This window comes from Nesterenkonia sp. CL21 (genome assembly GCF_031705515.1).
In the GTDB taxonomy this organism is placed as follows: Bacteria; Actinomycetota; Actinomycetes; order Actinomycetales; family Micrococcaceae; genus Nesterenkonia; species Nesterenkonia aethiopica.
The window spans coordinates 814254-826240 of the sequence record NZ_JAUTWR010000001.1 but is presented as its reverse complement, the minus strand read 5'-3'; the positions used below and the strand labels follow the sequence as shown (position 1 = coordinate 826240).

10 protein-coding genes and 1 riboswitch are annotated in these 11987 nt (G+C 70.2%); of the genes, 3 read left to right on the top strand and 7 right to left on the bottom strand.

Translation table 11 applies throughout. The features are described from left to right. Positions 1–9 precede the first annotated feature (9 nt). The 3 genes from glpK to Q7C18_RS03685 all read right to left on the bottom strand — a co-directional run bounded on the left by glpK (position 10) and on the right by Q7C18_RS03685 (position 4296). The gene (glpK, locus tag Q7C18_RS03695; RefSeq protein WP_311024244.1) at positions 10–1524 is read right to left on the bottom strand and encodes a glycerol kinase GlpK; all 1515 of its coding nucleotides are present in this window, start codon (positions 1522–1524) and stop codon (positions 10–12) included. A 119-nt stretch (positions 1525–1643) separates the two neighbouring features. After that, positions 1644–2375, bottom strand: coding sequence for an MIP/aquaporin family protein (locus Q7C18_RS03690; RefSeq protein WP_070160942.1), 732 nt, complete (start codon positions 2373–2375; stop codon positions 1644–1646). Positions 2376–2571: 196 nt separating this feature from the next. Beyond that, positions 2572–4296 carry a glycerol-3-phosphate dehydrogenase/oxidase gene (locus Q7C18_RS03685; RefSeq protein ID WP_396954337.1) on the bottom strand — a complete coding sequence of 575 codons (1725 nt, stop codon included), beginning with the start codon at positions 4294–4296 and terminating at the stop codon, positions 2572–2574. A gap of 161 nt (positions 4297–4457) precedes the next feature. On the opposite strand from Q7C18_RS03685, the gene Q7C18_RS03680 reads away from it, so the two are divergent. Both Q7C18_RS03680 and Q7C18_RS03675 read left to right on the top strand, forming a co-directional pair. Further along, positions 4458–5453, top strand: coding sequence for a sugar-binding transcriptional regulator (locus Q7C18_RS03680; protein ID WP_085437277.1), 996 nt, complete (start codon positions 4458–4460; stop codon positions 5451–5453). A 214-nt stretch (positions 5454–5667) separates the two neighbouring features. Continuing rightward, positions 5668–6747 carry a GTP pyrophosphokinase family protein gene (locus Q7C18_RS03675; protein ID WP_311024242.1) on the top strand — a complete coding sequence of 360 codons (1080 nt, stop codon included), beginning with the start codon at positions 5668–5670 and terminating at the stop codon, positions 6745–6747. Between the two features lie 78 nt (positions 6748–6825). On the opposite strand, the gene thiD is transcribed toward Q7C18_RS03675, so the two are convergent. The 4 genes from thiD to Q7C18_RS03655 form a co-directional block, all read right to left on the bottom strand. Continuing rightward, positions 6826–7704 (bottom strand): bifunctional hydroxymethylpyrimidine kinase/phosphomethylpyrimidine kinase, encoded by an 879-nt coding sequence (gene thiD / locus Q7C18_RS03670; protein WP_311024241.1) that lies wholly within the window; start codon positions 7702–7704, stop codon positions 6826–6828. Beyond that, positions 7694–7798: riboswitch (TPP riboswitch) on the bottom strand. Its footprint overlaps the gene before it by 11 nt. Positions 7799–7874: 76 nt before the next feature. Next, positions 7875–9116, bottom strand: coding sequence for a chromate efflux transporter (gene chrA / locus Q7C18_RS03665; RefSeq protein ID WP_085437279.1), 1242 nt, complete (start codon positions 9114–9116; stop codon positions 7875–7877). A 105-nt stretch (positions 9117–9221) separates the two neighbouring features. Next, a complete protein-coding gene (locus Q7C18_RS03660) occupies positions 9222–9941 on the bottom strand; it encodes a response regulator (protein WP_070160932.1) in 720 nt (239 codons plus the stop codon). Further along, a complete protein-coding gene (locus Q7C18_RS03655; RefSeq protein WP_311024240.1) occupies positions 9938–11212 on the bottom strand; it encodes a histidine kinase in 1275 nt (424 codons plus the stop codon). The genes Q7C18_RS03660 and Q7C18_RS03655 overlap by 4 nt, the downstream gene beginning before the upstream one ends. A gap of 131 nt (positions 11213–11343) precedes the next feature. Here Q7C18_RS03655 and Q7C18_RS03650 point away from each other — a divergent pair, with 131 nt between their 5' ends. Beyond that, positions 11344–11970 (top strand): hypothetical protein, encoded by a 627-nt coding sequence (locus Q7C18_RS03650; protein WP_311024239.1) that lies wholly within the window; start codon positions 11344–11346, stop codon positions 11968–11970. Positions 11971–11987 lie beyond the last annotated feature (17 nt).

The following is an 11987-nucleotide window of genomic DNA, read 5'->3' as shown; positions in this document are numbered from 1 at the left end:
GGGTGCGCCTCAGGCCGTGTCCTCATCCACCCAGTCGAAGGACCGCTCGACGGCCTTCTTCCACAGCCTCAGGGACCGCTCGCGCTCGGCGGCGTCCATGGTCGGGCTCCAGCGCTTGTCCTCCGCCCAGTTCGCGGTGACCTCCTCGGTGCCCTTCCAGAAGCCGACCGCGAGCCCCGCCGCATAGGCGGCGCCGAGCGCCGTGGTCTCGATGACCTGCGGGCGCACCACGTCCACGCCGAGGATGTCTGCCTGGAACTGCATCAGCGTCTCGTTGACGACCATGCCGCCGTCGACCTTCAGCTCGGTGAGAGGGCGACCGGCGTCCTCGTCCATGGACTCCACCACCTCCGCGCTCTGGTAGGCGACCGACTCCAGGGCGGCCCGGCACAGGTGGTTCTGGTTGACGTACCGCGTCAGACCCACGATCACTCCGCGGGCATCCGACTTCCAGTAGGGGGCGAACAGCCCGGAGAAGGCCGGGACGATATAGGCCCCGCCGTTGTCCTCGACCTTCTTGGCCTTCTCCTCCGACTCCGGAGCGCTGCGGATGATGCCCAGGTTGTCGCGCAGCCACTGGACCAGGGATCCGGTCACGGCCACGGCGCCCTCGAGGGCATAGATGGTGTTCTGCTCTCCGATCTTGTACGCCACCGTGGTCAGCAGGCCGTTCTCGGAGCGGACGACCTCCTCCCCGGTGTTCATCAGCATGAAGTTTCCGGTGCCGTAGGTGTTCTTGCCCATGCCCGGCTCGAAGCATGCCTGACCGAAAGTGGCAGCCTGCTGGTCACCCAGGATGCCGGAGATCGGGGTGTCGATGAGCAGACCCTGCTTGTGGCCATGGCCGTAGACCTCGGAGGAGGAGCGGATCTCCGGAAGCATGGAGGTCGGAACCCCCATGTCCGCGCAGATCTCCTCGTTCCAGTCCAAGGTGTCGATGTTCATCAGCATCGTGCGCGAGGCGTTGGTGACGTCAGTGATGTGCACTCCGCCGTTGGGGCCGCCGGTCATGTTCCACACCAGCCAGGAGTCCATGGTGCCGAACATCAGGTCGCCGGCCTCGGCACGCTCCCGAGCCCCCTCGACATTGTCGAGGATCCAGCGGATCTTGGGGCCGGCGAAGTAGGTGGCCAGCGGAAGGCCCACTCGCTCCTTGTAGCGCTCTGGACCGACGTCGCCTGCGAGCTCGTCGCAGATCGCCTGGGTGCGGGTGTCCTGCCAGACGATGGCATTGTGGACCGGCTCGCCGGTGTGGCGGTCCCAGACGGCGGTGGTCTCCCGCTGATTCGTGATGCCGACGGCGGCGAGGCTGTGCCGGTTGATGTTGGCGTCGGCCAGAGCCAGGCCGACGACCTCGCGGGTGTTGCGCCAGATCTCCTGCGGGTCGTGCTCGACCCAGCCGGCGCGGGGCAGGATCTGCTCGTGCTCCTTCTGCCCGCTGCCGACGATCTGTCCGCCGTGGTCGAAGACGACGGCTCGCGTGGAGGTGGTGCCTTGGTCGATCGAGAGGACGTAGTCGTTCATGGGTCTGGTTCCTTCCCAGGGGAATGTGCCGCGCTGTGCGGCTGCTGGTCGGACTGCTGGTCGTGATGTCTTCAGTCTGCCTGGAGACTGGGCGGCGCGTCAGCCCCCTCGTGCGGAGCTCAGCTGAGCAGCGGCAGGACCTGGACGGTGGTTCCGGCGAGGATCGCGCCCAGGATCGGGCCGACGATGGGCACCCAGGAGTAGGCCCAGTCGCTCGACCCCTTGTTGCCGATGGGCAGCAGTGCGTGGGCGATGCGGGGACCGAGGTCACGGGCGGGGTTGATCGCATAGCCGGTGGGACCACCGATCGAGGCACCGATGCCGACGACGACCAGCGCCACGGCCAGCGGGCCGAGCTCCGAGGGGGTCTCGCCGAACATCAGCACCAGCAGGACCAGCACATAGGTCCCGATGGCCTCGGTGACCACGTTCCAGCCGTAGGCCCGCTTCTCCGGTCCGGTCGAGAAGACGCCGAGGATTTTGCCTGCGTCGGTCTCGGCGTCGAAGTGCTTCTTGTAGGCCAGCCAGGCCAGGACCGCGCCGATGAAGGCACCGATCAGCTGGGCCGCGAAGTAGGCGAACATGTGCGGCACGGTGGCCGCGATGCCCGGGGCGAACTCCTCAGCCCCGGAGGTCATCAGGCCGACGGTCACCGCCGGATTGATGTGGGCTCCGGACCCGTAGGCCACATAGACACCGGCGAAGACGCCGAGGCCCCAGCCGAAGTTGATGAGCAGCCAGCCGCCGCCCAGCCCCTTGGTCCCGGCCAGGATCGCGTTGGCGACCACGCCGGCACCCATGAGGATGAGCATCGCGGTGCCCATGATCTCAAACAGGAAGATCGTTTCCATTGGTCCCTCTCCTATTGCCATTCATCATTGAACGAGGTGCGGATGATGATACCTGTGAGCGGACGAACATTTCGCCGTTTGGCTGTGCTGCATCTCACAGTTCATTCAGGGTGGACCTCTGCCCGTCCGATCAGGGACAGGCGAGACACCCGGACGTCGCCGCCGACTCCTGCCGGGCGGCGACGTCAGATCAGGGTCACCGAGCGAGGTAGTCCGGCGTGGCCTCCGCCACCAGCGCGGCCGCCTCGGCGTCGCTGGCGGTGCGTTCAGCGGCCCGGTGCGCCTCGACCACCCGTGTGAAGGCCTGCTTCTCACGCGCGACAGCGGCCTCGTCCCAGCCCAGGGCCGGTGCGACGATCTCGATCACGGCGTCCATGGCGCCCAGCCCGCGGTCCGGGACCTCGTGGAAGACCCGGGTGCGCCGCTCGAGGAGGTCCTCCAGGTGGAGGGCGCCCTCGGCACGGGCGGCATAGAGGAACTCCACCCGGAGATGCCCCCCGGTGCCGGGCGCCTCCTCGCCGAGAGCAGGGTCTTCCTCGACCAGGGCCAGCAGCTCCGGTAGCAGCGAGCCGTATCGGTTGAGCAGCCGATCCACTGTCTCGTCCGACCAGCCGTGGGCCTGACCGATCTCCGGCGCCCGGGCCTCCCACTCGCTGTATCCCTGCCCGCCGAGCAGCGGCATGGCATGGGTCAGACTCTCGCGGTGGACCTGCCGATCCCCGAGGGCGAAGGTGATGACGTCCTCCGCCATGACCCGGTAGGTCGTCAGCTTGCCTCCCGCCACGGCGGAGAGCCCGGGGGCCAGACGCATGACGGTGTGCTCGCGGGAGACCTTGGAGCTCTTCGACTCGTCGGTCTCCACCGGCTGCAGCAGCGGACGCAGGCCGGCCCACGTGCCGATGACGTCGTCACGGCTGAGGTCGGACTCCAGCACTGCATTGGCGTGCTCGAGCACGTAGTCGATGTCCTCCGCGGTGGGCGCAGGGGTGTCGATGTCTTCATGCCACGCGGTGTCGGTGGTGCCGATGGACCAGTAGCGCCCCATGGGGATGATGAACAGGACGGACTTCTCGGTCTGGGTGATGACGCCGACATGGTCGTCGGCGGAGATCCGGTCCTTCGGCACAGTGATGTGGATGCCCTTGGAGGCCAGCACCTTCAGCCCCGACGGGACCTCGGCGGCCTCCTGCTGCCGACCCGTCCAGACGCCGGCGGCCAGCACCGTCTCCCGCGCATGGATCTCGAGGCGCTCACCGGTCTCGCGGTCTCGCACGGCCACTCCCTGGACGGGAGCATCCTCGGCGGCGGCGGCCTCGGCGTCTGCGGTGTCGGCCGCACCCGCACGCAGGTACTCGGTGACCTCCGTACGGGTCGCCACCAGGGCGCCGAGACTGTGGGCGCTGCGAGCCAGCGTCATGACCAGTCGCGCGTCGTCGACCTGGGCGTCGTAGTACTCCAGGGCGCCGATGAACTTGTCATGGTCCAGGCCCGGGAAGCGCTGCCGCAGCCGCGCGCGGGAGAGATGCCGATGGAACGGCACCGGGCGCTTCTCCCCGGGACGCATGGACATCGCGTCATAGAGGGAGACCCCGGAGCCGATGAACGCTCGGTCCAGCACGCGCTTCTCGAACGGGAAGACGAACGGCAGGGCCCGCACCAGATGCGGCGCGGTGTGCTTCAGCAGCAGGTCGCGCTCCCGGAGAGCCTCAGAGACCAGCTTGAAGTCGAGCATCTGCAGATAGCGCAGCCCGCCATGGACGAGCTTCGAGGAGCGGGACGAGGTGCCCTGGGCGAGGTCCTGCGACTCCACCAGGCCGACGCGGAGTCCGCGCGTGGCGGCGTCGAAGGCTGCGGCGGCGCCGACGACTCCACCGCCGACGACGAGGACGTCCAAGGGGTCCTCGGGACTGGTCCCCGCCATCGCCTCGAGGGCCTCGCGGCGGGTCTCTGTGCTGAGCGGCTCTGCTCTCACCGGCGATCTCCTTGTCACGTGGACGGTGATGTGTGGTCCATCTCATCGGGTCCAGCGCATCTTCTCAAGCCTTCTGCACAAACGTGCACCATTGGGGCATACTGCACACCATGAAGGCCTCATACCGCGAGAAGGCGGAGTACCACGCTGCACGGATGTACTACGGCGAGCATCGGACCATGCAGTCCGTCGCGGCGGAGCTCGGCGTCTCCCGCTCCACCGTGTCCCGGCTCCTGCAGCAGGCGCGTCGTCAGGGCATCGTCAGGATCTCGCTGCATCCCCCGGTGGACCGCACCAGCGCCCTGGAGCATCGGATCGGTGAGCTCTACGGGGTGCGCGCCCATGTGGCCGTCTCCGAACGCGGGGACGACCCCGCACGCCGCAGCGACAGCGTCTCGGTGCTGGCCGCCGGGCTCATCGACCGGCTCGTCACCCCGGGGGCTGTGGTGGGCGTGGCCTGGGGCCAGACGATGACCTCGGTGGTGGCGCGGCTGAACCGGCGCGAGGTCCCTGACCTGCATGTGGTGCAGCTCAACGGCGCGGTGAACTCGGAGCCGGAAGGCATCGGTGCTCCGCTCGGGACCGGAATCGGCGTGGTGGAGCGGTTCGCCGCGGCCTACGGCGCCCGGGCCCACGTGTTCGCCGTGCCGGCGTTCTTCGACTACGAGGAGACGAAGAAGGCGCTGTGGCGGGAACGCTCGACCCGCCGCATCCTGGACATGCACCGCCGCGCCTCCCTCGCGGTCTTCGGAGTCGGGACCTTCGCGGAGGGGCAGGCCTCCCAGGTCTACTCCGGCGGATACCTCAGCCGCGACGACCTGAACGCGCTCAGCGCCGAGCAGGTGGTGGGTGACGTGTGCACCGTGTTCCTCCGGGCCGACGGCAGCTGGGAGGACATCGCACTGAACAGCAGGGGCTCCGGACCGGTGCCCACGGAGCTCGTGGAGGTGCCGCGGCGCGTGTGCGTGGTCAACGGTCCCCACAAGGTGCCCGCGCTGCGCGGGGCCCTGGCCGCGGGTCTGGTCACCGATCTGGTGCTGGACCAGATCTCCGCGGACCGCCTGGCGTACGGCCAGCACCGGGACCAGGCGGTGGCAGAGGGCTGAGGCGTCCCGCGACGTAGGCCGGCGGCCTGAGCATCGGCATGAGCAGCACCACGCGCGGTCCGCGGAGAACAGCTCCCAGGTCTCGATTCGGCCACATGCGTCGAGGAACTTCACAGGTTCCGCTCCTAGGGTCGACAATCGAAGGGGTCGAGCTGCACCGACTCGACACCCCGGCTCGTATCGACGCGCCGGGACGGAATACGAAGGAGTGACCATGTCCACTGGCCAGTCCACTGAGGCCGACAGCCGTCTCCTGTCTGCCGATGGGCCCAGCCCTTCCCCCCGTGAGCAGCACTCTCCCTCCGCCGGCCGCTCTCGCCCGGACGGCCCGACGCGCGCCGACGACGCGGAGGACCAGCCCCCGCGCCAGGCAGGCCGCACCCGTGGCGCCGCGATCGCCCGCACCGACGCCGTCGCCGACGACGACACCTACCAGCAGCTGCTGCGGCAGCTGCACACCAACGCCGGCAAGAACGGCACCACCGGGGCAGTGCCACGCATGGTCGACATCCGCCGCCAGCTCACCGAGTTCCAGCTGCACTACAAGTTCGGCATGGACGAGGTGCTGACCAAGATCAACGTGCTGCGCGAGGAGTTCGAGCACACCCGGGACTATTCCCCCATCGAGCACGTCAACTTCCGGCTGAAGTCACTGGACCGGATCCTGGACAAGGTCCAGCGCTACGGCTGTGAGCCCACCCTGGAGGGCATCCGCGGCTCCATCCGCGACATCGCCGGGATCCGGATCACCACCTCCTTCGTCTCCGACGCCTATTGGGTCGCCGAGATGCTGTGCAGCCAGCCGGACCTGCGCGTGGTGGAGGTCAAGGACTACATCCGCAGCCCCAAGCCGAACGGGTATCAGAGCCTGCACGTGATCGTGCAGGTTCCGGTGTTCCTCTCCAACCGGACCGAGTTCGTCTACGTGGAGGTGCAGATCCGCACGGTGGCGATGGACTTCTGGGCCTCCCTGGAGCACAAGATCTACTACACCTACTCCGGTGAGGTCCCTGACGACATCCACGACCAGCTGCGCGACGCTGCCGAGAAGGCCGCCGCGCTGGACCGCCAGATGGCGGACATCCGGGATCGCGTCACCGCCCTGAAGGAACAGGCGCCGAGCTCCGGGCAGGGCGCGACCGGTCCGACGCCGGCCGCCGCCGACCGCCCTCGCACCGGACCGTGGTTCCCCGACGAGGACGTGCCCGAGAGCGAGTTCCCCGGAGAACAGGCCTCCAGCGCCGCGTGGAAGTGGGAGGACATCGCACAGCAGGCCTCCTCGCAGCAGAACTGAGCCGCGCACAGAGCGGCAACCGGCCGGCGTCCAGGCACCCAGGGGGTCCGTCGTCTGCGAGCCGGTCCGGCGTCCGGATCAGCCCTGCGTCCCCCACAGCTGGGCGAAGTGCTGGATGGGCCCGTGCCCGTGCCCGACGTTGAGGCGCTGCGTGTCGCGCAGCGCCTCAGTCATCCACACCTTAACCTGGGGCACGGCCTCATCCCAGCTGAGACCTCGCGCCCGCAGCGCCGCCAGTGCGGAGGACACCGAGCAGCCGGTGCCGTGGGTGCTGGTGGTGCGCACCCGTTCGGAGACGTGCCGGCCCTCGTCCGGGCGAGCGCCGTCGTCGTCGGCCGGATGCACCAGGATGTCCTCGACCTCGTCGTCGTCGAAGTGTCCACCCTTGGCCAGGACCACCACGCCGTGGGCGTCGGCGACGCTCCGCGCCTGCCGGACCAGCGTCGCTGCATCGGCGGCCGGCTCCTGCCCGGCCAGCAGAGCCAGCTCGGGGATGTTCGGGGTGATGAGGTCCGCACGGTGCAGGAACTCGATGAGCGCCTGCTCGGCATCCGCCTGGAGGAGCCGATCCCCCGAGGTGGCGACCATCACCGGGTCCACCACCAGCCACGGCCGGTCCGGCAGGCCGTCCCACCACTGGGCGACGGTCTCGATGACCTCCACGGTGCCGAGCATGCCGACCTTGACCGCATCGAGAGCGACATCGTCACTGACAGCGTCCAGCTGCGCACGAAGGAACGTCACCGGCGGCAGGTGGATGTCACGGACACCTTCGGTGTTCTGCGCCACCAGTGCGGTGACCACCGCCATGCCGTAGGCTCCGTGGGCGGCGAAGCTCTTCAGGTCCGCCTGGATGCCGGCCCCGCCGGTGGGGTCCGTCCCGGCGATGGACAGCACGTTGGGGATCTCCCGGACGCCTGACGGGGAGCGGCGCGGTGCAGAGGCAGGTGAGGTCATCGGGCATCCCTTCGCGAGCATGATCAGGTGCAGGTTCAACGGGTGTGGTCTCAGCCAGGTCCCCTGCGGGGACGCGGCACCCCGTGCCGATGATCGAGTCTAGTCCAGCGCGGTGGGCGCCCTCACACCCACGTTCCCGGCTGATCGCCTCTCGACGGCGCGTGGGCCCGTCACAGCACAAGCCACCCCAGCACGCCGGCGACGAGGACGACCGCCCACGCCGGCACCCTCCAGCTGTTCAGCGCGATGAATGCCCCGACGACCAGCCCGAGGGCCCCCGGACCGACGTCGAGGACTCCGGCGGTGAAGACCGGGTCATACAGGGCGGCCGCGAGGATTCCGACCACCCCGGCGTTGACACCGGTCAGTGCGCGTCGGGCCAGCGGGGCGCCGCGCAGCGCTTCCCAGAAGGGCAGGGCGCCCACCACCAGCAGTGCCGCGGGAAGGAAGATGGCCGCCACCGCGATCAGCGCCCCCACCACGCCGCTGGGACCGGAGGTGGTGGAGGCCCCCAGGTATCCGGCGAAGGTGAACAGGGGCCCCGGCACCGCCTGGGCCGCGCCGTAGCCGGCGAGGAAGACCTCAGGGTCCACGAGGCCCGAACCGACCGTCTCGGCTTCCAGCAGCGGCAGGACCACGTGTCCACCGCCGAACACGAGGGCGCCGGCCCGGTAGAACAGGTCCACCAGCTGGGCCGCTGCGTGCCAGGCCGCTGACCCGGCCGCGGCCACCAGCAGCGGCAGGCCCACCAGCAGGATCCCGAAGAGCACCAGCGCGGCGGCGGCGACACGGCGGGAGACGGCCACGGTGAAGGCATCCTCCTCCCGCGCCTGCGGGGTCTCGGGCCGCAGCCACACCAGACCGATCACTCCTGACGCGGCGATCGCAGCGACCTGGATGAACGGGTGCGGGACCAGCACCACGGTGATCATCGCCAGCGCCGCGATGGTGGCGCGGGCCGCGTCCGGGGTCAGCGTCCGGGCCATCCCCAGCACCGCGTGGGCCACGACCGCCACAGCCGCGGCCTTCAGCCCATGGATCCACCCGGCGTCGGAGAGGTCACCGACGGCGGAGACCCCGTAGGCGACGACGACCAGCAGGACGACCGACGGCATCGTGAAGGCGAACCAGGCCGCGGCCATGCCGCCCCAGCCGGCCCGCTGGAGCCCCAGCGCCATGCCCACCTGGCTGGAGGCCGGGCCGGGCAGGAACTGGCACAGGGCGACGAGGTCCGCATACGCCTTCTCGCTGAGCCATCGACGGCGTTCCACGAAGGCCTCGCGGAAGTAGGCGAGGTGAGCCACCGGGCCGCCGAAGGACGTCAGCCCGAGACGGAGGAAGACGAGGAAGACCTCGAGGACACTGCCGTCATGAGCGCGGGCGGGGCCGTGGGACGGTGAAGAAGGGGTCACAGGACTCCAGACTGACGTGAGCAGGTGAACGGCGGGGAAACGCAGCAGGTAAGGGCTCAGGCACGGGCTCGGGCACGGGCACGGAGATCAGGCACGGGATCAGGTTCAGCCCCGGGGCTCGGGAGGCCCCAGTCCCGCCCGATGGGCGAGGATGGCCAGCTCGGTGCGGTCTCGGGCATGGAGCTTGTGCAGGATCCGACTCACGTAGGTGCGCGCCGTGGCCGGGCTCAGATGCAGGGTGGCACCGATCTCGGCATTGGTCAGGCCCTGCGCCACCGCGCGCAGCACCTCATGCTCGCGGTCGGTCAGCTCGCTGAGATCGAGTCCGGCGCCGTCGTCGGGGCCGCTCGCAGGGCTCGGCAGCGCTGCCACGTGCTCCATGAGTCGGCGTGCGATCTGCGGAGAGAGCAGGTTCCCGCCCTCGGCAGCGGTCCTCACCGCGCCCCTCAGCTGCTCGGCGGGCGTGTCCTTGAGCAGGTATCCGGCCGCTCCGGCGCGGACGGCGTCGAGGACGTCGGCGTCGTCGTCGAAGGTGGTCAGGATGAGCACGCGCACACCGTCCAGCTGCGGGTCGGCGCGGATCGCTCGCGTGGCGGCGACTCCGTCGGTGCCGGGCATGCGCAGGTCCATCAGGACCACATCAGGGCGGGTCCGGCGGACCACGCGCAGCGCGTCGTCGCCGTCGACGGCCTCCCCTACGACCTCCAGGGGCTCGTCGCCCAGAGTCCCGGAGGCGCCGCCCTCCTGCGCTCCGCGGGCCAGCAGCGCCCGGATCCCCGCCCGGACGAGGTCCTGATCATCGGCGAGCACGACATGGATGGTCACGGTGTCCTCCCTGGGGCAGCAGGCGGGCGGCGACGCTCCTCGGGGTCCGAAGGCAGCGGCAGCAGGGCCCGCACCAAGAAGCCGTCGGCCTGTGGCCTCGCTTCGAGCGATCCGCCGCAGGCCTCCGCGCGCTCCCGCATGCCTTGCAGCCCATGACCGGCCGCCGGGCGGCTTCCGTGGTGCGCGGCGGCAGGTTCCCGCCGCGGCCCGGGATCCTCGACTTCGACCCCCAGGCCGCCGTCCGTCAGCCCGATCCACAGCCGAGCCTCCTCGGCCCGGGAATGCCGGACGATGTTGGTCAGGGCCTCCTGGGCGATCCGATGGGCCGCCGCCTCCCGGGCCGGCGGCAGCGCCACCGGGACCTCGATGTGACAGCTGATGCGCAGCGGGAGCGCCGGGATGACGGATCGCCGAAGGCCGTGGAGCGTAGGCGGCACTCTGGACGGGGCGCTCACGGCGTCAGCGGCGTGGTCAGGGTCCTCCGCATCGTCCCCATCGGCCTCCTTCCGGAGCTGGCGGACCGTGCTGCGCAGCTCATCGAGCATGGTGCGGCCGGTGCGAGCCACGACGTCCATGGCCTCCTGTGCGGCGCCGGGATCGTCCTCGGCGGCCTCTCGGGCCAGATCGGCATGCAGGGTGATCACGGAGATCTGATGTCCGAGCGAATCATGCAGCTCCCGAGCCAGCGCCGTGCGGTCGTCACTGCGCTGACGGGCGGCTCGGCTGCGTTCCAGGCGCACGCTGGTCTCCACCAGCTCGTCGGTGCGGCGCTGGAGACGGCGGCGTGTCCTCAGGGCATCGCCCAGAGCGATCGCTGCGGCCATCAGCGCCACATGTCCCGCCGCCTCGTAGCCGAGGATCTGGACCGGATCCTGGCCCTGCAGGAGCCGCGCCGTGTAGCTGACCAGCAGCAGCACGACGGCGGCGAGCGCCGGCCAGCGGGGACCACGCTGCTCGGCGGCGGAGAACAGGGCCGCAGCGGTGGGCACGCTGAGTCCCACCACCGGATAGCCGATGCTGTAGTAGGCGAACAGGCCGAGCACGGTGAGCCAGAGCACCAGCAGCGGGTGGCTGCGGCGCACGAGCATCAGCGCACCGAGCCCGGCGGCCCAGAGGTAGGCGAGAACGTCCGGGGCACGGTCCCCCGCCTGGTCCGCTGAGATCATGATCGACAGGGTGGCGGTGACCGCGAGCGCCATCGCGATGTCCAGGCCCTGCGGCCTGGTCATGCCGACGCCCCGTCGCTCGTCCTCGGGGTCCGCCTGTGCCATGGGCCCAGTGTAGGCCGGGCCTGGGCCAGAGGTGATCGCCCCAGGAGGTCTGGGGTGTCGCCTGGAGGCGACCGGGTCCCTCGCCTGGAGACGGATTTGGCCGCCCTCTCCCCGAGGCGATGCTGGAGGGCATGGACATCCCTGCGCATCAGCCTCAGCGCGGCCGGCCCCAGCACAGCCGGACCGAGACGCCCGTCGCCCGGGGCACCCACGCGGCCACATCGACGACCCGACCAGTCCGCCCTCCCCGACCTGTCCGCCCTCGCCGACCGCCGCAGGTTCTTCCCGATGGAGCGGCGCTCGGCCGTTCCCTGCCCTGGTACGGCGCCGTCGCCCTGGCCCTCCTGGCCGTGCCCCGTGTGGTGCTGCATGACCTGCACCTGATCGCGCCGGGCTCGGTCCTCAATGCTGTTCTGGCCGTGGTTCCGCCGCTGGTGTGGGTGGTGGTCGCCGTCGTGATGCGTCTGCGCCGTCCGTTCCTGGCTCTGCTCGCGGTGGGCGCGGTGTACGGCGTGCTGCTCGCCGTCCTGCACCTGGTCCTCTGGGACCTCAACGTGGCGGGTGCCGATGTGCGGCTGGGCGGGAACTTCGAGGATCTGACGCCGGCGGCGCATGTCCTCATCACCCGCGGGGCCGCCACGGTGTCCAGCCTGTTCACCGGTGTGGCAGTCGGCGCGGTGACCGGACTGGCCGCCGGCTGCCTGCGGTCGCTGCTGACGCGCTCTGACCGTGAGCCGGTGCGAGGCCGCTCCCGCTGATCCGTCCGTCGAGCGGA

Bases quoted from the DNA above. Each gene is read 5' to 3' on its own strand.
- Q7C18_RS03675 (WP_311024242.1), top strand. From the start codon at position 5,668: ATGTCCACTGGCCAGTCCACTGAGGCCGACAGCCGTCTCCTGTCTGCC.
- Q7C18_RS03650 (WP_311024239.1), top strand. From the start codon at position 11,344: ATGGACATCCCTGCGCATCAGCCTCAGCGCGGCCGGCCCCAGCACAGC.
- Q7C18_RS03685 (WP_396954337.1), bottom strand. From the start codon at position 4,296: ATGGCGGGGACCAGTCCCGAGGACCCCTTGGACGTCCTCGTCGTCGGC.
- Q7C18_RS03680 (WP_085437277.1), top strand. From the start codon at position 4,458: ATGAAGGCCTCATACCGCGAGAAGGCGGAGTACCACGCTGCACGGATG.
- Q7C18_RS03690 (WP_070160942.1), bottom strand. From the start codon at position 2,375: ATGGAAACGATCTTCCTGTTTGAGATCATGGGCACCGCGATGCTCATC.
- thiD (WP_311024241.1), bottom strand. From the start codon at position 7,704: ATGACCTCACCTGCCTCTGCACCGCGCCGCTCCCCGTCAGGCGTCCGG.
- Q7C18_RS03655 (WP_311024240.1), bottom strand. From the start codon at position 11,212: ATGGCACAGGCGGACCCCGAGGACGAGCGACGGGGCGTCGGCATGACC.
- glpK (WP_311024244.1), bottom strand. From the start codon at position 1,524: ATGAACGACTACGTCCTCTCGATCGACCAAGGCACCACCTCCACGCGA.